At 58.3% G+C, this 24784-nt stretch carries 20 protein-coding genes; 5 read left to right on the top strand and 15 right to left on the bottom strand.

Features of this window, described 5'->3' with window-relative positions; genetic code table 11:
• The first annotated feature begins 1 nt into the window (after position 1).
• Positions 2-2005, top strand: a complete 2004-nt coding sequence (locus NZK81_RS10120) for a GumC family protein (protein WP_260046011.1) — start codon at positions 2-4, stop codon at positions 2003-2005.
• A 98-nt stretch (positions 2006-2103) separates the two neighbouring features.
• On the opposite strand, the gene NZK81_RS10115 is transcribed toward NZK81_RS10120, so the two are convergent.
• The 3 genes from NZK81_RS10115 to NZK81_RS10105 form a co-directional block, all read right to left on the bottom strand.
• Complete coding sequence (locus NZK81_RS10115; RefSeq protein WP_260046171.1) at positions 2104-2727, bottom strand: WecB/TagA/CpsF family glycosyltransferase; 624 nt, start codon at positions 2725-2727, stop codon at positions 2104-2106.
• A gap of 575 nt (positions 2728-3302) precedes the next feature.
• Positions 3303-4439 carry a glycosyltransferase gene (locus tag NZK81_RS10110; protein ID WP_260046010.1) on the bottom strand — a complete coding sequence of 379 codons (1137 nt, stop codon included), beginning with the start codon at positions 4437-4439 and terminating at the stop codon, positions 3303-3305.
• Between the two features lie 347 nt (positions 4440-4786).
• Positions 4787-5683: a DMT family transporter gene (locus tag NZK81_RS10105; RefSeq protein ID WP_260046009.1), complete on the bottom strand. Its 897-nt coding sequence runs from the start codon at positions 5681-5683 to the stop codon at positions 4787-4789.
• Positions 5684-5931: 248 nt separating this feature from the next.
• Between NZK81_RS10105 and NZK81_RS10100 the strand changes: the two genes are divergently transcribed.
• Positions 5932-6633 (top strand): 2OG-Fe(II) oxygenase, encoded by a 702-nt coding sequence (locus NZK81_RS10100; RefSeq protein WP_260046170.1) that lies wholly within the window; start codon positions 5932-5934, stop codon positions 6631-6633.
• 417 nt (positions 6634-7050) lie between these two features.
• On the opposite strand, the gene NZK81_RS10095 is transcribed toward NZK81_RS10100, so the two are convergent.
• The 5 genes from NZK81_RS10095 to NZK81_RS10075 are packed head-to-tail and all read right to left on the bottom strand — an operon-like array spanning position 7051 to position 11200.
• Positions 7051-7464, bottom strand: a complete 414-nt coding sequence (locus NZK81_RS10095; protein WP_260046008.1) for a Fur family transcriptional regulator — start codon at positions 7462-7464, stop codon at positions 7051-7053.
• Between the two features lie 2 nt (positions 7465-7466).
• On the bottom strand, positions 7467-8624 hold the full coding sequence (locus NZK81_RS10090) for a CobW family GTP-binding protein (protein ID WP_260046007.1): 1158 nt from the start codon (positions 8622-8624) through the stop codon (positions 7467-7469).
• Positions 8617-9324 (bottom strand): class I SAM-dependent methyltransferase, encoded by a 708-nt coding sequence (locus tag NZK81_RS10085; RefSeq protein ID WP_260046006.1) that lies wholly within the window; start codon positions 9322-9324, stop codon positions 8617-8619. The genes NZK81_RS10090 and NZK81_RS10085 overlap by 8 nt, the downstream gene beginning before the upstream one ends.
• Positions 9321-9959, bottom strand: a complete 639-nt coding sequence (locus NZK81_RS10080; protein ID WP_260046005.1) for a DUF1826 domain-containing protein — start codon at positions 9957-9959, stop codon at positions 9321-9323. The genes NZK81_RS10085 and NZK81_RS10080 overlap by 4 nt, the downstream gene beginning before the upstream one ends.
• Positions 9956-11200: a GTP-binding protein gene (locus NZK81_RS10075; RefSeq protein WP_260046004.1), complete on the bottom strand. Its 1245-nt coding sequence runs from the start codon at positions 11198-11200 to the stop codon at positions 9956-9958. The genes NZK81_RS10080 and NZK81_RS10075 overlap by 4 nt, the downstream gene beginning before the upstream one ends.
• 23 nt (positions 11201-11223) lie before the next feature.
• Here NZK81_RS10075 and NZK81_RS10070 point away from each other — a divergent pair, with 23 nt between their 5' ends.
• Entirely contained in the window at positions 11224-11679 is a 456-nt protein-coding gene (locus NZK81_RS10070; protein ID WP_311202084.1) for a MerC domain-containing protein, read from the top strand.
• Positions 11680-12232: 553 nt separating this feature from the next.
• Here the strand turns inward: NZK81_RS10070 and NZK81_RS10065 are convergent.
• Positions 12233-12847: a S24 family peptidase gene (locus tag NZK81_RS10065; protein ID WP_260046003.1), complete on the bottom strand. Its 615-nt coding sequence runs from the start codon at positions 12845-12847 to the stop codon at positions 12233-12235.
• A gap of 120 nt (positions 12848-12967) precedes the next feature.
• On the opposite strand from NZK81_RS10065, the gene NZK81_RS10060 reads away from it, so the two are divergent.
• Together NZK81_RS10060 and NZK81_RS10055 are read left to right on the top strand one after the other, a co-directional pair.
• A complete protein-coding gene (locus tag NZK81_RS10060; protein ID WP_260046002.1) occupies positions 12968-13834 on the top strand; it encodes an IS110 family RNA-guided transposase in 867 nt (288 codons plus the stop codon).
• Entirely contained in the window at positions 13825-14088 is a 264-nt protein-coding gene (locus NZK81_RS10055) for a hypothetical protein (RefSeq protein WP_260046001.1), read from the top strand. The genes NZK81_RS10060 and NZK81_RS10055 overlap by 10 nt, the downstream gene beginning before the upstream one ends.
• A gap of 213 nt (positions 14089-14301) precedes the next feature.
• Here the strand turns inward: NZK81_RS10055 and NZK81_RS10050 are convergent, their stop codons facing one another.
• The 6 genes from NZK81_RS10050 to NZK81_RS10025 all read right to left on the bottom strand — a co-directional run bounded on the left by NZK81_RS10050 (position 14302) and on the right by NZK81_RS10025 (position 24628).
• Complete coding sequence (locus tag NZK81_RS10050; protein WP_260046000.1) at positions 14302-15765, bottom strand: ADP-ribosylglycohydrolase family protein; 1464 nt, start codon at positions 15763-15765, stop codon at positions 14302-14304.
• Positions 15766-15894: 129 nt separating this feature from the next.
• Complete coding sequence (locus tag NZK81_RS10045; RefSeq protein WP_260045999.1) at positions 15895-16635, bottom strand: PGN_0703 family putative restriction endonuclease; 741 nt, start codon at positions 16633-16635, stop codon at positions 15895-15897.
• Between the two features lie 139 nt (positions 16636-16774).
• Complete coding sequence (locus NZK81_RS10040) at positions 16775-19204, bottom strand: DUF262 domain-containing protein (RefSeq protein ID WP_260045998.1); 2430 nt, start codon at positions 19202-19204, stop codon at positions 16775-16777.
• A complete protein-coding gene (locus NZK81_RS10035; protein ID WP_260045997.1) occupies positions 19201-21021 on the bottom strand; it encodes a DUF262 domain-containing protein in 1821 nt (606 codons plus the stop codon). The genes NZK81_RS10040 and NZK81_RS10035 overlap by 4 nt, the downstream gene beginning before the upstream one ends.
• A gap of 66 nt (positions 21022-21087) precedes the next feature.
• Entirely contained in the window at positions 21088-24252 is a 3165-nt protein-coding gene (locus tag NZK81_RS10030; protein WP_260045996.1) for a UvrD-helicase domain-containing protein, read from the bottom strand.
• Positions 24245-24628 (bottom strand): hypothetical protein, encoded by a 384-nt coding sequence (locus NZK81_RS10025; RefSeq protein WP_260045995.1) that lies wholly within the window; start codon positions 24626-24628, stop codon positions 24245-24247. The genes NZK81_RS10030 and NZK81_RS10025 overlap by 8 nt, the downstream gene beginning before the upstream one ends.
• Between the last annotated feature and the right edge of the window lie 156 nt (positions 24629-24784).

Here is a 24784-nt window from a genome sequence, read left to right as displayed (position 1 = left end):
TATGACCTTGAGGCTCGACAGAGCGGCCGTATCGTCCCGACAGGCTATCGCATCGATTGCGAAAAGCTGCCTGTACTACGGTCGCCACGCCCTTCTGACATTGCTTGGCATCTCGCTCTTCGGCGTGGCCGTTGCCTTGTTGCTGCCCGCCAAATACGAGAGCGAAGCCCGGCTGCTCGCCCTGCCCTCGGATTACTATGCCGTCCGCAACGACAACAACGAGGTGGCGGGGGCCGAAGACTTCAAGCCGGAAGAAGTCCTGAACGTCGAAATGCAGATCCTCTCGAGCGAGGATCTGGAGACCGAGGCCGTTGTTCGCTCCGGGGTGCCCGCCGGCGACAAGGCCGTCATCGAGCAGGCCCGAAAGGAATTCGCCAAGAACCTGCACATCGAGCGGGTCGAAGGCGCCAACGTTATTCTGCTTTCGTACACGGCAGGTGCCCCCGGTCAGGCGCAGCGCAAGCTGGCGAACCTGATCGACAGCTACTTCGATGCACGCGCCAGGGTTCTGACCTCGGGCCGGGTGGGCCTGCTGGCACGGCGCCGCGACGAAGCCAAACGCCGCCTCGACAAGGCAAATGCCGCGCTCGAGACATTCCAGACACAGCACGACGTCGCCGATATCGACGCGCAGATCTCGGGCGCGGTGACCATCGACACCGAACTGCGACAGAACCTTTCCGAAACCACCGCCGATCTTTCCCAGGCGCGCAGCGCGCTTGCCAACCTGCGCAATACCGCCAGCCGCGTGCCTGACCGGGTCGAACTGTTCCGCGACGACAGCGAAGCGACCCGGGCCGTCGCCCAGCTTCAGGGTGAACTGCTGAAGCTGCAAGCCAGCCGGGCCGATCTGGCCTCACGCTACATGGAAGGTGCGGCACCGATTGCAAAAGTCGACGCAGAGATCGCCGCGCTGCGCAAGACCATCGAGGAGAAGAGCGCCGGTCTTCGCGAAGCCCGAAGACTGGGACGCAACACATACTACGACGCCGCACGCGACCGCGTGTTCGAGAACGAAGCCGCCGTGTCGGGCCAGACCGCCAAGCTCTCGAAGCTCAAGGGCGAGATCGCGCAATCCGGGGAGCGCCTGAGAGCGCTGAACCGGATCGGCAGCCGTGTAAACGACCTGCGCATCCAGCGCGACGTCGCCGTCCAGCGCTACCGCATGCTCGCCACCAAGGTCGAACAGGCGCGCGCCATGGAAGCCGAAGCGCTCACCGGCAGCACCAATATCCGCGTCATCCAGCAACCGACGCGACCCGACAAGCGCAGCAACTCGCCGATGCTGCTGATCGCGGGAAGCATTCTGGCCGGACTGATCCTCGCGGTGGCCGGCCTGTTCGTTGTCGCGACCGGGCGCACGGCGATCCTCGACGATGCGGAGGCAACAGCGGCAGCCGGTGCACCAGTGATCATGGACCTGCGCCAACCGGCCACGGCAGCCGACCCTGCCCACAACCGGCTCCGGCAATACCTGGCAGGACTGCATGCCCCGCCCGGTTCCGGCCATGTAATCGCGCTCGCAGGAACGGGGGCCCGGGACTACGCGCAGGCTTTGCGGCCCGTCATCCGGGGACTGGAAAAGACCGATGGCTCGCTCGCCGTCGTCACGTTCGAGGAGGCCGCCTACGGCCTGCCGTTCGGACGGCTCGCCAAGTTCCTGGACGGGCGCAAGTTCGCACGAATCAAGGTCGGCACCGCGGCCTGGTCCATCGACGGAACCGGCAGCGCCCTGATCGAAACCTTGCGCTCCCGCCATTCATGCGTGCTGCTGGTCATTCCGCCGGTCGCCGGGGACAGTGCCGACAAGGAAGCGTCGGATGCGCGACTGCGCATTGCCGCAGCCGCGGACAATGTCCTGCTCATCATGCAAACCGAGAGAACGCGTACTGCCGAAGCGCAGACCGTTACCAAGGCCCTCGAGGTACTGGACGGTCATGTCGGAGGTCTGGTCCTGACCGGGCGGCGTTTTCATTGGCCGCGTTTCGTCCGCACCCTGAAATGACCGTTCGGGGGGCTCCGCCCTCTTCACGACGGACAGGCTCGCGCAATAGAGCGCAGAGCACCTGCCTGCCGCACAGCACACTGCCCGGACGACGGATTTCAATTATAGATGCGCATGTCCTGCGATGCCGGCCGGGAATGTTCCCCTGACCCGATGTCGTCGATCACCGCCATGGCGAAGCCTATGACGCCGGTCACGTAGCGCCGGAACAGACGCCGGGGCTCACGCCCCAGACGCCAGAGCCACTCCACATGCAACTTCTCGACGACGGCCGGCGGCTTCTGGTCGAGCCCGAGCGACAATTTCACCGACTGCCCCACGCACAGGATCCAGCAATCGGGCATGTGTTCGCGGTAGCGCGCGGCAAAAAGCTCGCTGCGAGGCGCTCCGACGCAGAGGAACAGGATCGTCGCGCCGAATTCGCGGATGCGGGTTGCAAGGTCCCCGCAATAGTCGGCATCCGAGCCGAAGCCCATGGGCGCGACTTCCGCATGGCAATCGATCTGCGGGCAGTGCCGCGCCGCCCATTCCGAGACGGCCATCGCGGTTTCCACGCTGTCGACAAGAAAGAACAGCCGATGCTCGGGCCCGAGGAGCGTACTGGTCAGAAGATCATCGACCACTTCTCGCCCGGTAACCCGCCCGGGCAGCTTGCATCCGCGCCAGCGCGCATATCCGGCAACCGGAAAACCATCGCAAGTAATGAGATCCGCCGATCGCATGGCAGCCTTGAATTCGGCATCACCACGCATGACAGCAATGTGCTGGATATTTGGCGTCACGAATATCCGCGAACCGGTCCGCTTTGTCGCGGACCTGTGCGCAATAAATCTCGCGACTTCTACATGATTGAAGGGGCTGATTTGCATCCCGAAAAGCACGTCGCGCGATTGCTGCGACGCATCACCGGAGAGATCGGAAGTGTTCATCATCAGTCCAACCTTTTGAAGAACGTCTTCCTCAATTTAACTGATGTTAACTAATTTTTCACACCGATTCTTAACCTTTTCGCAAATTTCCTTAATAATCCTTTCCATTCACACGCTTACATTCGCACTTGATACAAAATATATCAAAATAATAATTTTATTAAATTTTGACAAAAAAACTTTACACATGAAATGAGGGAAGATTGGCACAATTCCATCAAAGTTAAATCCACAAATATGGAAATAATTTAAAAATAGAATGCGCAATTAGGCCAGAAGACTCACACAGAATCTATGCTGCAAGTGCACAGAACCGCACCAGCCTCGAAAATAAGAACATGTCAGAATTATTCAGCGTGAGAGCAGGATCATCTTTTCAAAACGACATCCCGAATACCCTTAATGAAAACTTCTTCACTGAAACGCTGTGCACGCCGCCGAATCCCGTCTGCCCGGAATTCGGCCTCTCGGGCCTCGAAATCACGTATGGCAGCCGCAACTGCATCAACAGTCTGCTCGGCAAAAAGCACCGAGTCGGTACCGTTTTCCAGGATCTCCAACGATCCTCCGTGCCCATAGGCGATAGCGGGCAGACCGTACGATTGCGCCTCTACCGTGGCGATGCCGAAATCCTCATCCGCGGCGAACAGGAATGCACGGGCATTCAGATAGAGATCGTCAAGCACTGCATCGTCGACCCGCCCCAGCACCTCGACCGTCGGGCCGGCGGCCGCCTTGAGTGCCTCGTATTCCGGCCCCTGCCCCGCCACCAGCAGCCTGCGCCCAAGCCGATTGCATGCCTCGACCAGAAGATCGGTTCGCTTGCCCGGAACCAGCCGCCCCACCGTGAGATAGTAGTCGCCACGCTCGGCCGGAGATAGCGGCCGGTCGACGACCACTGGCGGATAGATCGTAATGCTGTCGCGCTGGTAATACCTGCGGATACGGGCGCCAATGTAGTTGGAATTGGCGATGAACGTATCCACACGCTGCGCCGCCGCGAAATCGCGCGCACGCTGGCGTCTGGCGGAAAGCGCGAACAACGGCCTCATGGCCACAGGCAGACGCTTCAGCCAGACCTCGTACTGGTCCCAGAGATAGCGAACGGGCGAGTGGCAGTAGTGGATGTGCAGGCAGCCGGGATCGACCCTGATCGTCTTCGCCCCCGGCCCTCCGGAACTGATAACGACATCGAAACCCCGCAGGTCGAACTGCCTGACGGCCAGATCGTATAGCGGGGACAGATGCTGATAGAAGCGCTTGAGCCTGGGAAAACGGCTGAGCGCGGTCGTGTGGATGGTTCGTCCCTGCATCTGGCCGGAAAGGCTGGAGCGATCGAGAAGAAGCGCAAAAAATTCCGCATCCGGGAACATGCGGGCAAGAGCATCGATGACTTTTTCGCCGCCGCCTTGCGAAATGAGGAACGGATGCACGATTGCTATTCGCAGGCCTTCCAGGCTGTCGCGCGTTCCTGCCGCCGATGTCACAGTTGTTGATTTGGCCAAGTCATCTCATCGCCGTCGGCCGTGCGCCATACGATGCGCGCGCCTTGCGGAACCGTGTGCCAGAGGTCGTATTTTCTGCGGACGATCTCTTCCTCACAACGCCGGCAGCGACCAAACGCCATATCGCCGTTCGTGACGACCTGCCCATCGGAGCGATGGACCCCGAAACCGCAAATGTATCTGTTTAGATCCATGAACCGGAATTGTACGTCAGTTCTTTGGAACTTTTCAAGCTTTCCTGTTCCTTGCATCGACATGCGACGAAAAGGCGCAAAGGAAATGCAGGAATCACTTCATGCACTCCCAAGTTCGGAAAAAGGATGAACCCTAATTCAGCCAGATCCGCATCAGGAATTGCCATCGCCCCCCCAAAGAGATGCGACTGCCGTCCAGAGGCGCCCGTCGATCGCCGCCAGACCGGCACCTATCAGCCCCATGCCCGCGAAATGCCGGGGTAGAAGGACTTCGCCCAGGAACAAGGTACCAAGAAGGATCGCACTCACCGGAATGAGGAAGGTCACCAACAGCAGGTTCGTTGCCCCTGCCGTTGCGAGAATGCGGAAATAGAGCGCGTAGGCCAGAGCCGTAGAGATCGCGGCCAGGCCAATCAGCGCACCGATCGCAGTGAGACCGGGAGCCTGTAGCATCCAGGGACGATCCAGTACTATGACGAACGGCAAAAGGATCAGGCTCGACGTAACGACCTGCCCGGTTGCCGCGCTCATCGGACTGACGCCCATCGCACGAAATCGGCGCCCGTAGATGCCGGCAAAGGCGTAGGACACAGCCCCGGCCAGGCACATGAACTGCGCCGTAACGCCCATACCGAGATCGCGAAACGCATCCGCGCCGATCATCACGGCAACGCCGATAAAGCCGATCAGTACGCCGGAAAGTTTGCCCTCCGTCATGCGCTCATCACCGGTAAGGAGATGGGCGAGGACCACTGTGAACAACGGTGTCGAGGCATTCAGGATCGAAGCGACGCCGGAGGCGATGTACTGCTGCCCCCAGACGATGAGCGAAAACGGGATCGCATTGTTCAAGAGCCCCATGCCAAAGAAGGCCGACCAGACATGTCTGTCACGAGGCATCCGCTCGCCCCGCAGCCGCAGAACGGCAAGCAGAATGATGGCCGCGAGCCCGACGCGGCATGCGACAACGGTAAACACCGGCAGTTGTCGAACCGCGACACCGTTGAAGAAGAACGATCCACCCCACACAATCGCAAGGGCGGACAACATGCTCCATTCCACGGGAGTCATTGGGCGGTTCGTTGCGGCGGGTGGCGACACGTTAAATCCTCCGTTTCAGCCATTGGGCTGTTCTGCAGGACGCAGGTGTCATGTCCGGTTTGAGCTGCGCGATCCGTTCCTTGCTTTCAAATCCCGAAGACCGGTTTTGAAAGCAAGGAACGGAGTGAGGCCGGCACTTCCCTCACCTAGGGCAATCTCAAGACCTCTGCCCAAGCATGAAAATCACCGGAGACAGCATGGAAGAGCGACTTTCGAAATGCGACTGGAATGCTTTCGCAGAAGAGATGAACGGCTATGGTTACGCCACGCTGCCCGGTATTCTGACAGCGGAAGAATGCGGGAACATCGCAGCGGCCTATTCACAGGAAGCGCACTTCCGCAGCCGCGTCCACATGGCGCGGCATGGGTTCGGCAAGGGGGAATACCGCTACTTCAAATATCCGCTACCCGATCCGATCAACGCTCTTCGAACGGCGCTTTATCCCCGCCTCGCCGGGATTGCGAACTATTGGAATGAGCGGATGGGCATTCGGTTGCGCTATCCTGAAGTGCATCAGAATTTTCTACGCCAGTGCCACGAGGCAGGCCAGACCCGGCCGACACCGCTATTGCTGCAATATGTGACTGGCGACTTCAATTGCCTGCATCAGGATCTTTATGGCGATCTGGTCTTTCCGATCCAGGTCGCTTTCCTGCTGTCCATGCCGGGACGAGACTTTACGGGCGGCGAGTTCGTTCTGACCGAGCAACGCCCGCGGATGCAGAGCCGGGCCGAAGTCGTACCCATGCACCAGGGCGACGCGATCGCATTTGCGGTCCACAATCGACCTATAAAGGGCACAAAGGGAACATATCGCGTCAATCTTCGCCATGGCGTCAGTCGCATACGATCAGGCATGCGCCATAGCCTCGGGATCATTTTCCACGATGCCAGATGATCCGGGACGACCTTGGTCCGACAGGAACAGGGGTCATGCCCCGTCCCGCACGATGTCAGCCGCCTGCCGGGCGACCTCGGCGCGTTCAGGCTTAACGCAAGCTTGGCATCATCCATGTCCTCCAGCTCGAACCATCTGGCATCCAGAGCATCGTCACCGGCAAAGGCGTCGAGTTTTACGTGCGGGACACCAACCTGCTCAACGAACTGGCGTTCGCGCACACTTCCATCGTGAAGGATCAATCGCCGCTGCGTGGTCGCAGTGTTGCTTTCGGAATGCGGCATCAGTTTTAAAGCCGATTGGGTTGCGACGGGGCTCCCAGCGCTGTCACGACCCAATGAAGCATCACATCACGTTCCTGATTTCGCTTCGAGGGGCTGGGCAGCGAGTGCAGATGACCAACCGGGAACGACCCGGTCAGTCTGCACTTCGGCATTCATCGCATTCGCCCCGCGCCTCGATCGGGGCATCGGTGAGATCGAAACAGCGGCCCTGCGCGGCCTTTCCAATCACATGATCGATACATGGCAGATCGACCCATGCAATCGCGCCGCAGCATTTGCAGATCAGGCATATATTCGCGCCTGATCGTCGCAGGACATAGGCGTTGAGAGTTTCAATGCGCAGCACCCTATGCCTGTCGATCAGGCGTGCCAGTGTGCGGTAGACTTGATTGGCGACCATGTGTGTCCCCCGGCCGCCAAGCCTGTCGGCAATGTCGTAGGCGCTGAGCGGACGGTTCGCCTGAGTGAGAAGATCAAGAACCAGCGCATCATTTTCCGCACTGCACCGCCGCCGACCGACAGAGGCAGAGGCAACGTCCGGTTCCATCTTCAGCCCGCCCCGGCAACGCCGGCGATCATGCCGCTTTGCGGCACATCGTTGACCAGTCCCTCAAGCCCGTATTTGTCGAGGCCGGCCGTCATCAGGGCAAGCGTGCCGCGTAGATCCTCGGCGCTGATGTCGCGGGTGATGAACACCAGCCGGGTGCGTTTGTCCTCTGAGGGCCAGCGGTCAAGTATCACCGGCGGATGGAAGACATGCTGCACCCCATGGATTACGACCGGATTTGCCTCTCCTTCCAGGTTGACGATGCCCTTGACGCGCAGGATGTCTGCCCCCTTGAACATCAGGAGGATATCGAGCCAGCGTTCGAAGGTCTCCGCTTCCAGCGGCTCGTCGAATGTCAGGCAGGTCGCCCGGATATGGCCGTCATGGCGGTTCACATCATGATGATGGGCGTGCTCACCCGTCCCGTGATGATGGTCATGATGATGCGGCGCGTCATAGGCTTCCGCTGCCAGCCAGCGCTGCACGTCATGACTTTTGGTCGCCGGGTTATACAGCCCGGCGTCGAACAGGCAGGCTGGATCGACCTCCCCGCCTATTGCCGGAATGATCGGCGCCGCCGGATTGAGCGCCTTCAACCGCGCTTCGATCGCCATGCGCTCAGCCTCGACCGTAAGGTCGACCTTGGTCAGCAGGATGCGGTCGGCCACCGCTGCCTGCCGAACCGCCTCTTCCTGCGCGTCCAGCGTCGCCATCCCGGTGGCCGCATCGACCGTGGTTATCACGCCATCGAGCCGGTAGAGCGTTTGCAACTGAGGATCGGTCATCAGCGTGTGGAGAATGGGCGCGGGGTCCGCCAGACCCGTTGTCTCTATCACGACCCTGTCGAACCAGCAGGTGCCGTCGCGCGCGAACCGCCATGGCGCGTCGCGCAGCGCCGCCTGCAGGTCTCCCCTTATGGTGCAGCACAGGCAGCCGCCCATCATCTCGACCACCAGATCATCGTTCGACCGTGCGATGAGGTCATGGTCGAGGCTGACCGCGCCGAATTCATTGATGATGACAAGCGCCCGGTTCATGCCCGGCGAGCGTACCAGATGATTGAGCAGCGTGGTTTTGCCGCTGCCCAGGAAACCGGTCAAAACGGACACCGGGATGAGGGATTGGTCTCCGGCGAACAGGTGCGTGCCGTTCTCAGACATGCGCGATCCAGCCATGCCAGGTGAAGGCGGCAAAGAACGGCTCGACCTCGGCAAACCCCGCTTCCCGGATCATGGCTTCGTCTTCGGCGGGCGTGAACAGGGAGAGGTTTGCCGCGACCGCGCTGCGGGCCTGCCCCACCTGTTCCGCATCCGCGCCCGACGCAATGGCAAAGGCGGCGTAGCGATCCAACCAGCGATCGCGGGCATCGGCATCCTGCGAAAAACTGCTGTGCACCGCGACGAAGGGCGCGCCGGGACACAACCGCGCGCGAATGGCGCGCAGCGTGCGCACCCGTTCCGCCCGATCCAGAAAGTGAAGCGCCAACAGACAGGTCGCCCCATCGAAAGGCCCGGCCGGCGCATCGTCAATAAGGCCTTCGATGAGGTCGATCCGATCCTTGAACGGCGCCAGTGCGGCTTCGGCCAGATCGAGCATCGGGCGAGCCGGATCGATACCGGTAAACCGCCAGCCGGGATGGCTCCGGGCCAGCGCATCGATTTCCAGCCCGCCGCCCGCGCCCAATACGAGCAGATGTGCGCCTGCGGGCACGACTTCATCCAGCAGCACGCCTGTCATTCGGTGCATGGCGTCGAAACCGGGCAGAAAACGCGGCGGCCCCTCGGCATAACGGGCAATGGCGTCCTTGTCCGCAAACTGATCGAGGAAGCGCTGTGCTCCATCGGTTTCAGTAGCCGTCATGGCAGATACTCCGTTGTGCTACGTTCATCGGCCGGATCGAGTGCGAGCAGCAACCGGGTTTCGCCGGATGCGGCGATCGGTGGCGAGCGGTGCAGGATCGTCGGTTCCTCGACAGACAGCCGCCCCTTGAAGATGCCCACATCGCCGCAAGCGAGCTGGCGGACAGGCGGGGTCTCGCCGTCGCCAAGATCGATCCATTGCGTACCCGGTCCAGATAGCGGCAAGAGCAGGCGCGCCTTCACGTAATCGACGTGGAATTTGCGGCACGCATCTGTCTCGATCACTTCGAGCCGGAACCGCAAGGACCGGCAATTCATCAGCCGAGAAAACCGCTCTACGAGCCGCACGATTTCTGCGGTCAGAGCATGGCCTTCAGTGGTTTGCGGATAGCCCGCATTGCGCAGCAATCGCTCGATCCCCGGTGCAAATGCCGGTCCCCCGATCCTGCTGTCGACATCGTCGATGATGTCCCATTCCAGCGTATCGACCCAGTCGAGAACCGCTGGACGCCGCCGCCGCCACAGCGCGAGCTGCACGGCGGGATCGAGGATGGAGGACAATATGGCATCCGTACCGCCCAGGGTGACGGATCCGTCCGGTGATGCGACCGGCTCTGCAAGCAGTGCAGCGTTCATTCCGCCATCTCCACGGCGTGCCCCCATGACGGGAACGGGTCGTGTAGGCCCATCCACATTTCCGGCGTGAAGGCATCGACCGGGAGCAGGCAGGCATCCAGCCCGGCGCGGATGCGAGCCGCGTCCATGCCGATGCCGATGAACACCAGTTCCTGCCGCCGGTCGCCCCAGACCGCATCCCAGTGTCCGGCGACAAAATTCTCGAAACGATCATCGTCCGGCCACTGGTTCCTGGGAATGCTCGCCCACCAGCGGCCAAGGCGTGCGGTCATTGTCTGCGCGCCAGCCACCGCCAGTTCGCCCACCCAGTCGGGCCGGGTGGCCAGCCAGAAATGCCCCTTGGCGCGCACCACGGCGTCGAGCCCGCCACCGGTCAGAAAGGCATGGAACTTCGCCGGATCGAAAGGCCCCCGCGCGCGATAGACGAAGCTTTCGATGCCATATTCCTCGGTTTCGGGAACATGGCCGGCATAGCCATAGAGCTCCTTGGCCCAAAGCGGATGCTGCGCGGCCTTCTCTTCGTCGAACAGGCCGGTGTCGAGAATGGCGTCAAGCGGGACCTGGCCATGATCGCAGGGGATGATGCGGGCTCCGGCGTTGAGGCTGGCGACCAGCTTCGTGACGACTGCCAGTTGCTCCGCCGAGACCGACGACGCCTTGTTGACCACCACCACGTCGGCAAATTCGATCTGTTCGACCAGCAGGCCGACAAGGCTGCGGTCATCGCCTTCCCCCAGTGATTCCCCGCGATCGGCGAGAAAGTCCTGACTGGAATAATCGCGGAGCAGATTGACCGCGTCGACCACCGTCACCATCGTGTCGAGCCGCGCGACATCGCCGAGCGACAAGCCGCCCTCATCGCGAAAGGAGAAGGTGGAGGCCACGGGCAGCGGTTCGGAAATGCCGGTGCTTTCGATCACCAGATAGTCGAACCGTCCAACCTCGGCGAGCGTACGCACCTCCTGCAACAGGTCGTCGCGCAGCGTGCAGCAGATGCAGCCATTGGTCATCTCGACCAGTGTTTCCTCGCTGCGGGACAAGGCGGCATCGCCGCCCCGCACCAGGTCGGCGTCGATATTCACTTCGGACATATCGTTGACGATCACCGCTACCCGCCGCCCCTCGCGATTGGCGAGGATATGGTTGAGCAGCGTAGTTTTGCCTGCGCCCAGGAAGCCGGAAAGCACGGTAACTGGCAGGTGCGCCTGCGGAGTACGGACAATGGGAAAAGACTTGCTCATCAGTCACCCTTGCGAATCATGATATGATATACCATTACATCGCCATGCTTAAAAATGAAGACTCATCCCAATCCGTTGGCGAACGCAGAAGCAATTGGCTCGATGGCTTCGCTATCTGCGCTTCAGCGACATGCATGATCCATTGCCTGGGTTTGCCGCTACTGCTGGCGGCATTACCCACGCTCGCGGATCAGATCGACCCCGGCGAGAGCTTCCACATGATCGTGCTGGCGCTCGCAGTGCCGACCAGTGCGTTCGCTCTCATCGAAGGCTGGCGCAGGCACAGGGCGTTCGTGCCCTTGGCCGTGGGTGTCATCGGCCTTTTCCTTATGGCCACAGGAATCGCATTCGCCAGTCGTGAGATGCTTGAAACAGCAGTGACTATCGCCGGCAGTCTCTTGCTGGCTGGTGCCCATATCGCCAACTGGCGTCATCGACGGTCGGCACAAAGGGCGGCACTTGGTCCAGAGAGTGCCTGACCTCATTGGGGGCTGCTAGAACGGAGCCAAGATGGCCCGCATTACCAGCCGTTTCGGGGCTGCATTCACGCCTGTCGTGTTTCTCCCAGAGACTTGCACTGGCCGAACCTCAGTCCAATCAGTGCAAGCACGACGACAAGCGCGAACGCGATCCATTGCGGCGGGTCCCAAGGCGATCCGGTGTAACCGATTCCATAGCCGAGGAAGAGCACGGCATAGGCCGCATATTGAATGCCACCGGGCCACTTCCATACCTATGCATGAGGACGATTACGATCATCTCCAACACCTCAACGCGGCGGAAAACCGCCATTTTGCGAGGTTTGAGGTGATTCGCGAAATGGTAGCGGAGGAGGGATCCACCAACCTCACTTAAGTAGCTGTTAAATTGGCAGTTCTCTATTAGCTTCGCCAAAAATACCCCCTGCAATACCCCCATCTTGGGACCTTTGCGATGAGCGGAAATTCGATCGCTGCAAACCGTTGGACTTATCCCGAGCAGTGGGCATTCACTGCGCAAGTTGGCGTATGTCGCAGGCAGCATAGCTCCCACTCACGACACCTGAGAACCAATCCAGATCACTCTGCCGACGACATTGATCGCCTTTCGCTGAACACCGTTCCAGCTTGGATAAGCGGGATGGTCGGTCAGGACAGAAATGCGATTTTTGGTCGGGTCCAGAGCGATCCGCCTGACGAACGTCTCTGACGAGCCCCGGACAGCGTAGAGCCCGTCGTGAAGGGCATCGTGAGAGCGCAACCTTTGGATTATGACTTCGTCGCCGTTCTGCAGGGTCGGCTGCATAGCCTCACCAGCAATGGGTAAGATCGCCAAACCTGCAGGCCTGTTGCATAAGCGTCTTAGCCAGGCTTCATCTACGATCCGAGATCGTTCCTGTGGGATTTCCAAGCCCTTGGCCTCAATTACCGGCACAGTGATGACCGAACGTCGCGGAGTTGAAGAACTCTCTTTTCCGCCGAGCAGTTTGGCAGGAACATCGAAATGCAGAGCCAGCTGAGCGATGTCGCTTTGATCGAGACGCGCGGGCGTGCCGCGCTTGATGTATTGCTGGATATAGGCTGAGTTTCGGCCAAGCAGACGCGAAACCGCGGCGTAGGTCTCTTCCCGCTCGCGGATCAAATCATCAAGCGCTTGCCTTGGGGTCATCCTATCCACTCCTAGCATATCCTATTCCACTATCACGCCAGAGCGGACAATTCCTACTCGGCGAGTTGCGCGGGCCAACCTAGGTTGGGCTTTTCGGAGAGGTTTCGGAGGAGGCGCTGGTTGGCTTATCAGCACTACTGGGTGGGGCTCGATGCGGGGCATCTCGAAACAGCCGTTTGCCTCATCGACGCAGAGGGCGGGATCCTCTTCGAAGCGATATGCGAAACGAAATCTGGACCCATCAGAGATATTCTGCGGAGGTTTGGCGTCGAGGCAGCGCAGTGCCTCACGATCGAGGCCGGCAATGGCACACAGGTGGTTCGTGAACTGCGCTCATTCGGATTTCCCGTTGAGGTGGTCGATGTACGCAAATCGAGCAAGTTCCTGGCAATCAGGCGGCAGAAGACAGATGTCCACGATGCCCGAGGGCTCGCAGAGCTCGGGCGGCTTGCTCGATCGATGGGGTCGCAGGTTTTCGTGAAGCCAATGGAGCATCAGAATATCCGAACTCTGATCAATGTTCGGAGAACAATGCTGAAAAACCGCGCCAGGACGGATGCGCTCATCCAATCGATTTTCAGGTTATACGGCGGGAACGTGAAACTTCTGAACGGAAAGGGTGCGCTAGCCGCTGAGGTGAACGACCAGGTGCGGAAAATGCGGCAGCACGGGCTTGAAATCGGGGTCAATCTGCAACCGCTCGTCGAAATTTCCGAGGCTCTGAGAGAGCAGATCTCCGCTCTTGACCGGCAGATGCGCAATATCGCATCGAACAATCCTACATGTCGCAATTTCCAGACGATCCCCGGCGTCGGAGCTGTGATCGCGCTTTCGTTCTACAGTGCCATCTGCGATCCACATCGATTTGAGCGGAGCCGTGACGTTGGCGCATACTTGGGCCTGACCCCAACCCTATATCAGTCAGGCGCCACTTCACGCCGGGGGCGTATCAGTCGGCACGGTAACAAGCTGACAGGATGCACCTGATTACCGCAGCCACCGTGCTACTTTGCAGGATTGAGATCGAAAGCCGTCTTCGCACTTGGGGTCTCGAGCTGGCCCAGCGGGTTGGGTTCCTGAAGGCGCGCGTTGCCGTGGCCAGGAAGCTTGCGGTGATCATGCTCGGAATGTGGAAATCAGGTTCGCCGTTTCGCGCAGACGGCGAACCTTCGCTGTTCCTCCAGCAGGAGGAGGCAGGCTTGGACCCCGTTCTGATTTCTGGGACGCAGATCTCGTTGTAGGTAATTGGGCCAAGCCTGCCGTCAATCGCAGCGTTCACTTCAGACAACAGCTCATAATGTCGCAAACTTGCAGCATTATCCCCTGAGACAGCGTTACGGTGTCAAAATTGACGCATTACGAACCCGATCGCGACCTGATGCCTACAGGTAGCCATTGAATGCTCGTGCTCTAACTCGGGAATTTGGGCCGCGCTGCAAAGCGATCGTTCGACACTAACTTGGGAGCGGAGTTGCGGGGAAAGCTAACTTTCGGGCGAGCGCCTCAATTTCGTCGCGCCAAGCTAACTTCTCCTGCCATGACTGACGAATAGACGAGGCTCCGTAGATGGCACCAGCCAACTGCCCAGCGATTGCCGCAGTGGTGTCAGCATCGTCACCAAGGTTGGCTGCCAGCAACACCGCATCATCGAAGTTATCGGTATTTGCTACACACCAGATTGCCGCTTCGAGGCTGTGAGCCACGAAGCCGCTGCTCGAAATTTGATCTCGGGCCTTCCCGCGCCAGCTGCCGGCGACAATCGGCCCGATGTGTGGACCGTAGGATCCGCGAGCATCTCCCAGTGCACTGTCGAAATCGGCACCGAGAATCGCCGCTCGCAGCATCAGCGCATAAGCTTCGCACGCTTCCAGGCATGCATCGGCCGCGTGGGTGGTCATACTCTGCCGACGGGCCACTCGTGTCATCACCGCAGGATCAGCCCGGATGCCCCAGATCGCGACTGGTGCCAGCCTCATCAGAGATCCATTTCCTGCTGAATAGGGATCGTCCGAACCTGAAATGGGATCCCCGCTCTGTTCAAAACGCGAGAGTGCTTGGCGAGTGGTGATCCCGATATCGAAACAGTGGCCTGTTGGGCTGTAAGCCCCATTCTTCCACCATTCGACAAATCGGCGTTGTGCTTCTTGGGGTTCAAAGATTGAGCCCTTGGCCGCACTAGCCAGAAGAGCGTCCCCGAGAGCAAGAGCCATCGCGGTATCATCAGTCCAGGTGCCCGCGTCCAGACCGAACGGCCCTCCCCCGACCATATCGGTAATGTGGTCATAGCTATCACGAGGCTTGAACTCGAGCGTCGTCCCCAAAGCGTCTCCGACGGCCAAACCGATCAGACATCCACATGCACGATCGTACACGCGCCAAAGCTCGTGCAGATGGTTCTCCTGCGCCCTGGTTTCGATGGCTCCAGGCCGAACCTCTCGTACTCGTGCAATCGCGCTAGCGGCGTCAGCTTCGCCTAGCTCGATAAGCAGCCTCGCTGCTACCGTTCCCGCCCTGCCGAGTCCGCCCCTGCAATGGATGAAAACGCTTCGTCCTTCTGCGAGCATGCCGCGCACGCGAGGTCCAGCGGATCGCCACCGTTGCTCGAATTCATCACCGGGTGCGGTAACATCAACGATCGGCAGATGAAGCCACTCCATGCCGCGAGCGGTCACTTCCGCTTCCAAATTGGAAACGCCAAGAAATTCGATCTCATGATCCTCGATTAGAGAGACGACTGCGGCGGCTCCCCAGTCGCGCACCGCGTCCAAGTCGACAGCGAGATCGCGCTTCCAATCGAAGCCGGCAAATGCCGGCCCCCGTTTACCCGGACAGAACGATACTCCAATTCGCCCCGCCGCTGCTGATAGCGTCGGGATCTGGATAGGGTCGGTTAAGCTGGTCCGAAGGTTTCGACTCATTGTGCCTGACTAATTTCCACCTACGACAAAATTGGCCACATCAGAGCGCCCTGCGCATCAAACAACACCTGGGAACGAGTTGACCTCGAGCCAAACCCCAAACCAAGCCGGAATAATCTGTGCGCCTACCTATGGCTCGAACTTCCTTCGCAATGCCTCCGCATGCGCGGCAACCTCAGGAGATGTGGCAGGCGATGAGAACCGCATCAGCCATTCTGACCAGCTTGCCGCAGCAAATCTGACACGGGCACCGCTTACCGCGACAGAGAAGGCCTCGATTTCCGCGCGGTGCTCGGAACGCGCTGAGGCTGACACCCGAGAAGGTTCGGCAAAAAGATAGACCAAGACCGGCGCGCGGCTGATCCGCTGGGCTTCAGTTACCAACCCGAATGCATGCTTCACGAGCTGGGCAGCATCGAGATAGCGGAAAGAAGAAGGCGCCAATCTCAAGCCATTACGCATAGCGCACCACGGGTCCATTTCTGCTCCCCACACATCGCGATCGTACGCATTGGAGAGGATGGCATGCTTGGTGTCGCGAAATGGTTCGAAGCGTTTGGATTCGACTCCGATGAGACAACTGTCGGTGACAACGGCAGCATCAAGCCAGGGATGACGACCGCCATTCCAAGGGAAGCGCATCTGTCGTTCGATCTCGACGGAAACTGGCGGCCATTTGAGATCGTCAAGTCCAGGGAAAGGCGGGAGTAAGGCCGGTCTTTCAATGAACCAGCCGAACCCATTGACCGCCAAAGCGGCGCTACTTTCGGGGCTATCAATTTTGCCCGAGGCTATTTCGTTACCGCCAGCCCTATCTAATGCTTGGTGGACCAAATACTGCGGGACACCGGGAAGGAAACGCTCGCTCATCACCTCCCCTTATTCCTAGTGTCCGTCAAAAGTGGTCGCAGTTGTTTCGGCTGGGTGACCGTCGCCACGGATCGAGTTGGATAGCTTAGGCAACCGAAATCTCCGTATGGATGAGTGCCGTTGCGCGTCGGATCAGTCCCTATTTTTTGATGACCAGCAGATCATCGAGGGACTGCAGTTCCTCGATGATATCACTGTGACCGACACATTTTTTGTTCCATCCATCATCATCGCCATCTTGAATTTCAAATCCTCGGTCGACCAAAGTCGCATAAACCTCAGGAAAAACTTCCACATCAGAACGATCGAACCAAATCTCGAACTGATCAGTCTCGCTCTCGAAATGAATACTGAACGTGATGCCAGAATCTTTATCCCAAGTATGAGTGACGTGAAGGCAGGGATTGTCATCCGTGGAAATCGTCTCTTCGTACTCATATTCAAAGGATAATTCACGATGATCCGATGACATTTTCTTATACAAACAGAACGTGAAAAGCTCCACGTGTCGACCGTTCATTTGGGACTTTGACAACAAGTATACAGAAAATGTTTCATCATCTTCGCCCTCGCATTCGTCATAAACGAAACGGAGCATCTTTTTCGAACCATAGCTATATACGCTCGGGGTTGAAATTATTGCTGATCGCCAAAGCTCAATATCGTCCTGCTCGTCAATGATCCGGACGAGTTCCGCCTCGAAGCATTCAGGGTCCGTGAGTTGGTCCCACAGTTCCTGCAAAACCAAAGCGTGCTCCTCACCCTTACCCGCATCGCCTAGGAGCCGTTTCCAGCTACCAGCTTCATCTCGTGCCGTGACGAGCAGGCAGTAGTTGCTTCCAACCATCGGAAGAAAGTCACCCGTGGCCAGCAATGCCCGTTCCCAGAGCCGCCCCACACCAGCAGGATCGCTAGTCAACGCATTCATCATTGCTACGGAGCATGTGAAATAGTGATCGAATGCAGCGATCAGCTCTTGGGCTTGATCCAACCCAAGGCGAGCAATTTCTTCGTCCGCATTGTTGAGATCGATACCGGAGAAACGCAGCAGAAAGCCTATTTGGCCGCGGAAATAATCATGCCGTTCCGCTCGCGCAATGCGTTCTGCCCATCCTTCGCTTAGTCCGATTAGGTGCGCCTTGATCCGTTCCTCGTTAAATTGCGCGACATTAAAACCCGGCGCCGCCGCAGTGCCATTTGCGGCAAGATGCCCCAGGATATCGTTCATGTAAGGGATAAGGCTGTGAAGCCCGGTAAAGCTCCGTCGCAGGTCATCGGATCCAGCGTATTCCGTGTTTTCAGCAAGGTTAGTGATAACCCGCATCCACGAACCGAACCCATCCAGCGGGCCTTCACCGGATGCTTGAACAAGAAACTGCGTATATGCGGCAAACTGCAAGTATTGAAGATAGGTCAGATCACTCGGCCTAGTGATCGCACTACGGAATAGGGCATCTTCTGCAAGGTGCCGCTCGTCTCCGATATCGAGACGAAATGGCTGCTCCGCATCACTGCACCAATGCTCGAGCAGCGTCATGAACGCAGTGACCATATCCTGATCAAGCCAAGTGCGCTGATGAAACCAGTCGTAGCTACTGCCATTCATCGAGCGCCGCAGATCCGTCAAATCACGGTCCGTAGTTTTTGCCTCAGGCGAGCGAGTGACAATAATCACAGCGCGCAAAAGGTTCATTATTGCATCGTCAAAAGTGGCTGTATGGATGTCGCGGAATGGCCAAAAAAAGTCGGACCATGCCGTGTCGATACGATGGGCGAAAAACTTGGCGACAGGCTGATCGCCGCACAATTGCGGCATCGGAGCATTGTCAAACAGATGCTTCAAATCGTCCTCAAACCTGGCCTTGAAGGTTTCGAACGCGGTAAGCGGCTTACCGCGGGCATTCATCTTGATGTAGAGATCGTCTGACAGGCCAAATTTTTCGAGTTCGAGCAATTGGAAAGTGATTGCGGGCTTCGTATCGTCAATCAGCCGAGCATAGAGCCCAGAGGCGTTGCCAAAACGCTTGTGCATGGTGTCGAGCATGTCCAATGCCGACTGAATGGTAGGATCAAATCTCCAACCGCGAAAAAACCATGCCTCGTCCTTGATCACCTCGCTCAAGAGCCCACGATCCGCTGCCTGGTATTCAGGAAAATGCGTTGCCAGCGCGTCAATGAAGTCACGGCTGCTGGGTCGAACCTCATAGCCAAAGCGAGATTTCCCTCCGACTGCGAAACGCTCCCTAAAATCGTCTTCGGCATGGTCCCGCCACGCCAAATACCAGTGAAGCAGGAAAAGGGTGGTCAGCCGTTGCTGACCATCGAGTGGTTGGAATGCGCTGCGGCCTGATCCATTCGAGACCAACTCGCTTGAGACGCTTCCGTAGACGAAATCCAGATCGAGCGCGTGATGTTCATCTGTACCACTTAGGGCATCGTACAGGACACTGAGAAACCCGTCTCTGACGACACTTTGCTCGTTTCGTCCTTGAACGTAGTCACGCTGAATCGTGGGAATTTCGACCCTGCCGAAACGATTGAGAAGCTGACTGAAGGTTAAACTAGTCATTGCCCTTGTAGCTCCAAGGTTTCGAAGAAACGAAAAAACGTTTCGTTGATTTGCTTCAGATAAGCCTCTGAGTCCTCGTTGGACCAAAGGATCGGATTGCCGACAGTCTGGCTATAGGCCTTCAGAAAAACATTTCTTGTGCAGAGCGGCACAAAGATCCCGGACTTGTCATGGCCCAATAGAGTGCTGCGCTTCACCGCGAAGACGGCATTTTTGTAACTACGATTGGTGCCGCTATCGAGGAGGGTCAGGTTACCGAGACCATGCTTCATCTCTTCGCTATCTTCACCGAAATAGGCCAAGAGCGCGCCATCAATCTCCTCGAAAGTCTCTGGCTCCTTTTGCCGACGCTCTCCCCTGGCCGACAGATACGCCTTGATCCGGTCAGCGAGATCACCGCCTTCATTGTCGCCGATCGATTCAAAATAGGTCAGACAATGACCAAGCCATTCATCTTGCTCATGGGCCGCGTCGGGCCGGCTATTGCTCACAGATCTGATGTGCTCAATGTCCCAGCGTTCGCGCTTAAAGCTATCAAACTGAAATCGCACGTTTGAACGCGGATCAGAAAGCAGCGTCGTCAAATTGAATAATAGGAGGATGCCTCGAAGCTTTGACGAGGCATTGGAATATGTCACTTCCTCACAAAATTCTGATATCTCCTGAAGCAATTCGCTGGCATCGATATCATCTAACGACTGGCCAAAAATTGATTTAAATATTCTTCTGCGAAGCGATCTCGAGAAAGATAGCTTTGAGGAAGTTAAACCACCCTCCAAGAGATCTGTAATTATAGAAATGTTCCCCCGCCCACCTTGTTGCAGGATGAATCCGATGACGTGGAAGAGTTCGCGATCTTCATACCACTCCTCTAGCCTCATAAAAATTGAACGGATGCGCTTCCATTCATCGTCAGCAGAATTTTCTTGAAGTCGATTTGAAAAGTAGAAAAATACCGAATAGGGCTGCCCATCCAGCACGATCCCATCGCTTTTTTGCGCTAAACTCGCTGCCAGACGGAAGATCAGGCCAATTCGGTTAATTCCCCCGGAATCCTCATTTTGAAGGAAATACCAGAATGGGTCGTCTTGCAGCCGTTTTTCGATTTGATCCCATTCATAGGCGATGCGCAAAGACAAGTTCTCTGTGGCATCATCCAATCTGGCGCGACGGAGGAATAATGCGCGAATGAGTTCTGCTTCTGTGAGCGGTATCTTGCCGACATTAAGACGGGTAAATGCCGCAACGGGATCATCCTCAACCGTAAGCTCGTACCAAATCACCCTGACATTTCCGCCTGCTTCGTCGTCGTTCAGCAAATGCTGAATGAGCTTGAGCACGTGAGATCCGTCTCGCCCGCGACACCAAGCGTCGATTGCCTTCCAGGCCTCGCAGATATGGTGAAAGTCCACATTTTCACCGGCACGTTCAAGTTTGATGTCTGCGAGAAACGAAGGATCGCGTGTCTCGAAATCGATCGCGTAGCGCTGCTTGCCGATGATATTCAGGATGTCCTGACGATACGACAGCAGGATGAAAATTGTCGTAAGGCGCTGCTGACCGTCAACAACCTCATAGCTTCCATCGGATCGCTTGCAGACGACTAGTGGCTGCAAGCAATAGAAAGAACCCGACCCTTCATTCCCGCAATTTTGAATAAAATCCCAAATATCGTCTAATAACTGGACTACTTGCGTTTCTGTCCAGCGATACCCCCTCTGATAGGCCGGAATCCAATATCGAGCAGGCATGCCCTCTTCATCCAGCAGAAGCTCGCTAACTGATTTGAGCTTAATTTCAGCATCTAAATCTGGCATTTTCCGTTCCGTCTATCGGTTTGACCTATTGGACTAATCTGCAGATAAATAAATTCGATCAAGAGGTTAACTTCCGCCACGCCCGATTGTCAGCTCGCCGGTTTCCGTCCAAAAAATAGCCGCACCATCAACAGCCTTTGCGCCTTTAGTGCCGACTGCATCGATGTAGGCTGCCAGTTGCGGCCAGTAGCGTTCGAAGCGCACCGCATGGTCTGCGACCGCCCCGCTCTTGTGATCGACGATCATGAAGCCACTGGGACCTTCAGCGATGAGATCCAGGATGATGCTCTGACTCCCGCCATCTGAAAGAGGAACCTCGATCGGTTGCTCGACATGCAGTCGCGGATAGCCAAGGTCCGCGAGAGCCTGGCGTAGGGCATCTGCCTGCTGCGATAGAAATTCGACCTCGGCATCGAGAATGCGGCAATGCTCCTGAACCCTGTGGCGTAGATCAGGACGGCAGAGGAGAATGCGCAGTGCTTCGTGGATCGCCGTGCCCCTATCGGTCGCCTGCACGAGGTCGGCTCCGGCGAGCTTGACACCTGGTGCGATCGCACGCGTCTCGATCTGAGAAGGAAGTGGTCGTGATGTAGCGATTGCTTGCGATGGGCTTACCACGGATGTCAGTGCGTCGATTGGGCGCCGCTCCAGGGCAAATCGCAGCTCGCGGTCGGACGCGTCGAGATGAACCTTGTTCTCAGCCTCGAACGAAGCCGGCAACTCCTTGCTGCAGATCGTCATGCGGGCAGGAAAATCCTCATCGCCGACGCTGATCTGGTTACCCTGAAATCTGATGCCGCAGACATCGTACAGCAGGCGGCGGCCAGTTATCGGCAGAGGCGGTTCCACCTTTTCGTCGTCCTGCGGCCATTCGATAATCAAGCGATCCCGCGCACGGGTCAGTGCCACGTAAAGCAGCCGCCTCGCTGTTTCTTCGGACTCCGGATGGAGTTCATGGAGAAAGCGATCGGTCGCTTCAGGCGCAGCAAATTCGGGAGCATAGGCGAGTGTTGCTTCCTCGATCACATGGTCGAGATCGTCGAACCCCGGAAACTTGGTGCTGAAGGTCCCGGCACGGGGGTCGAGCTTGTGGTCGAGCCCGCAGACAACGACGATTGGCCATTCACGTCCCTTGGATGCGTGCCAGGTGACGATCTCGACGCCGTCGGCCTCGCTGCCTGAGGGGTTCGGGCGCAGATCTTCGCCTTTGAGACCGACCTTGTTCTCAAGCCAGCCGAGAAAGACATTGGCGCTCTGTCCATAGAAGCCGGACGCTTCGCGCATATCGCGGTGAGCGTCCATGAATGCTGCGGCTTCCGCTTCGAACCGGAGCAGGTCTGCTCTCATCTGGGCTGGATCATCGAGCCTGTCGCACCAGTCGCGAAGCCCCGCGACTTCAATAACCTGGTGGACCAGACGATCTACCGGGGTCGCAAGCGCGTCGGGCCAAAGTTGCTGCAGTGCAGACAACTCAGGCGTTTCGATCCGGCCTTGCTGGGCGAGCGCCCTGATCGCGTCCGGAAGTGCTGTCGCCCCAGGCCCAAGCGTGGCAGTACAGATCGCGGCATGGCTGTCCGCAGGATCGACGGCGAACCGCAGCGCAAAGCACACGGCCTGAACGATTTTGCTCTGCCACCAGCCACCTTCCGCCACGCGAACCGGCAGGCCGAGTGATCGCAGCGCGCTGGCATAGCTGGCGCAATGGTTATGGGTTGGGCACAGGACCGCGATGTCTCTGGGCTCCAGCGGTCGCAATTTCTTCGTATGCCTGTCGACGATAGTTACCTGATCGTCGGACAGCAGGGAGAGAAGGCGATCCGCGACGAAATGCTGGGGCTTCCCGCCCGAGCGCGCGCCGCGCTTGTTAGCCAGTTCTATGATCTCAAGCGCGGTGTCATGTCCGGTGGGGTTCTGCGCGGTGAGCGAAGTGTACTCATCGCCAAAAAGGCAAGGGCCGAGCGCGTTGACGAAATCCATGATCCGCGGATCGGAACGCCAGTTCCGGTTGAGCGGGCTGGTTTCGAACTGCTGGGTAAGCGCGACCGTCAGCCTTGGGTCTGCGCCCTGAAAGCCCATGATCGCCTGCTTGGTATCGCCGACGACGAGCGAGCGCTTCGCTTGCCGCGCCAGGGCCCACAGGAACGTGAACTGGATCGGGTTAGTGTCCTGGAACTCGTCGACAATGACGCAGTCCACCTCATCCATGATCGCGGCAAGCACGCCGGGCTTCTCATCTAGAATCCGCGCGGCGTTGGTGACCATGTCGCTGAAATCGATGACGCCGAGCTCCCGCTTGCGGGTCTCGTAGTCGGTCATGGCCGATTGCGCGCCTTCCACAAGCGCGCGCGCATGAGAAACCGCATCTTCGAGCGGGCCCGGATGATAGACCAGTGTGTCGGCCGCCGTCATGACCGCAGCGGCCAGGTCATCGTAACCATCAGGCGTCGGACTGCCGCGCTTGGACTGGCGGAGATCACGCAGCCGCTGCCAGAGCTTCCAGTCCTTCCCGCCGGTCGAGAGGAGTTGTTCGGCTTGCTTCAACGCGCGGAAATTATCCCGAAACGCCGTTTTGGCCGCGGCACTTCCAGCGTCGTCCGCCAGCGATCTCGGAAAGGCGAGAAGCAGCGCGTCGACGGCCTGTTTCAAGCCAGCCGTCAGGGTCTCTGGCGTACCGACCGGCTGGCGATATCCCTGCCTGATCGACGCATCGACAAAGTCGGCCATCGCCGGATCACCGCCCCGCGGTCCAAGCGTTCGCAGGAGTGCGATCACGCCGAGCAACGTCTTGCGGAAGCTGTCTTCCGCCGTGTCGTCCGAGGTGAAGCTTCCCCGGTAGCCATAGGCCCCGAGGTTACGGGAGAGCTCGCTTAGCGCCTGGTTCTCTTCGATCGAACGGCGGATGAGCAGGTCCTGCTCGTCTTCCGCGATGAGACGTTGCTGCGGCGAAGAGCCTGCCGCAAAGGCGTGCTCAATCAGCAACCGACGTCCAAGGCCGTGGATCGTAGAGACATAGGCTCGCTCAACAGCCAAAGCCGCTTGCAGATTGCCGTCAGCAATCAGTGCTCCACGAATCCTCTGACGAAGTTCCCCAGCCGCGGCCTCCGTGAAAGTGACGGCCAGTATCCGCTCTGGCCGAACTTTGCCGTCGCGTACCCACTGGGTGAGGGTTTCCTGGATGTGATGGGTCTTGCCAGCCCCTGCGCCGGCTGGAACGATCGAAAGCTCAGTCATCTTCATTGTCCGTAAGCGCCACCGACGGGTTGATGTCATCGCGCATGAAAGCGGTGATCAACGGACTGTCTTCCAGCGCATAGGTGCCGAGCGCGGCAGAGCGCTGGAAGAATTTCTCGTCGGCTGAAGTGTTGGTATCGAGGCGTCCTGCCTTGAGGGCATCGAACCGCGCCGAAATGAGCGCCAGCGCATGCTCGGCAATATCGCCCGCAACAAGTTCGACCTCAGCGCTATCGAACGCGTCGATCCCGTTGAGCAGGACATTCCCGTCGTTGAGCGTGTGATAGGCGACTGCCGGGAGCTTCGACCATCCGCTCAATGCCTCGGCAATGCGAACAACGCCGTCGTTGCTGCGCTCGTTGAGCCGGACGCTCATGCGCCGGTAGAGATCGACCTGTAGATCCCATCCTGTTGATTTCCGCTGAGAGTTGACCCGGGATTTTCATCGAGAAGTGACCCGGGTGGATGTGTGTTTCCCGCGATGCGGGGGTTGGGTCAAGCGGGTGATTTTTCCTTTTTGGTTTTGGGTGCG

The sequence above is a fragment of the Novosphingobium mangrovisedimenti genome (genome assembly GCF_025153475.1).
GTDB lineage: Bacteria > Pseudomonadota > Alphaproteobacteria > Sphingomonadales > Sphingomonadaceae > Novosphingobium > Novosphingobium mangrovi_A.
This window is presented reverse-complemented; position numbering and strand designations above follow the sequence as displayed.

What these genes read in the sequence shown, in the direction of transcription:
- NZK81_RS10120 (WP_260046011.1), top strand. Translation starts at nt 2, where the DNA reads ATGACCTTGAGGCTCGACAGAGCGGCCGTATCGTCCCGACAGGCTATC.
- NZK81_RS10115 (WP_260046171.1), bottom strand. Translation starts at nt 2,727, where the DNA reads ATGCGATCGGCGGATCTCATTACTTGCGATGGTTTTCCGGTTGCCGGA.
- NZK81_RS10105 (WP_260046009.1), bottom strand. Translation starts at nt 5,683, where the DNA reads ATGTTGTCCGCCCTTGCGATTGTGTGGGGTGGATCGTTCTTCTTCAAC.
- NZK81_RS10100 (WP_260046170.1), top strand. Translation starts at nt 5,932, where the DNA reads ATGGAAGAGCGACTTTCGAAATGCGACTGGAATGCTTTCGCAGAAGAG.
- NZK81_RS10095 (WP_260046008.1), bottom strand. Translation starts at nt 7,464, where the DNA reads ATGGAACCGGACGTTGCCTCTGCCTCTGTCGGTCGGCGGCGGTGCAGT.
- NZK81_RS10090 (WP_260046007.1), bottom strand. Translation starts at nt 8,624, where the DNA reads ATGTCTGAGAACGGCACGCACCTGTTCGCCGGAGACCAATCCCTCATC.
- NZK81_RS10085 (WP_260046006.1), bottom strand. Translation starts at nt 9,324, where the DNA reads ATGACGGCTACTGAAACCGATGGAGCACAGCGCTTCCTCGATCAGTTT.
- NZK81_RS10080 (WP_260046005.1), bottom strand. Translation starts at nt 9,959, where the DNA reads ATGAACGCTGCACTGCTTGCAGAGCCGGTCGCATCACCGGACGGATCC.
- NZK81_RS10075 (WP_260046004.1), bottom strand. Translation starts at nt 11,200, where the DNA reads ATGAGCAAGTCTTTTCCCATTGTCCGTACTCCGCAGGCGCACCTGCCA.
- NZK81_RS10070 (WP_311202084.1), top strand. Translation starts at nt 11,224, where the DNA reads ATGATATACCATTACATCGCCATGCTTAAAAATGAAGACTCATCCCAA.
- NZK81_RS10065 (WP_260046003.1), bottom strand. Translation starts at nt 12,847, where the DNA reads ATGACCCCAAGGCAAGCGCTTGATGATTTGATCCGCGAGCGGGAAGAG.
- NZK81_RS10055 (WP_260046001.1), top strand. Translation starts at nt 13,825, where the DNA reads ATGCACCTGATTACCGCAGCCACCGTGCTACTTTGCAGGATTGAGATC.
- NZK81_RS10050 (WP_260046000.1), bottom strand. Translation starts at nt 15,765, where the DNA reads ATGAGTCGAAACCTTCGGACCAGCTTAACCGACCCTATCCAGATCCCG.
- NZK81_RS10045 (WP_260045999.1), bottom strand. Translation starts at nt 16,635, where the DNA reads ATGAGCGAGCGTTTCCTTCCCGGTGTCCCGCAGTATTTGGTCCACCAA.
- NZK81_RS10040 (WP_260045998.1), bottom strand. Translation starts at nt 19,204, where the DNA reads ATGACTAGTTTAACCTTCAGTCAGCTTCTCAATCGTTTCGGCAGGGTC.
- NZK81_RS10035 (WP_260045997.1), bottom strand. Translation starts at nt 21,021, where the DNA reads ATGCCAGATTTAGATGCTGAAATTAAGCTCAAATCAGTTAGCGAGCTT.
- NZK81_RS10030 (WP_260045996.1), bottom strand. Translation starts at nt 24,252, where the DNA reads ATGACTGAGCTTTCGATCGTTCCAGCCGGCGCAGGGGCTGGCAAGACC.
- NZK81_RS10025 (WP_260045995.1), bottom strand. Translation starts at nt 24,628, where the DNA reads ATGAGCGTCCGGCTCAACGAGCGCAGCAACGACGGCGTTGTTCGCATT.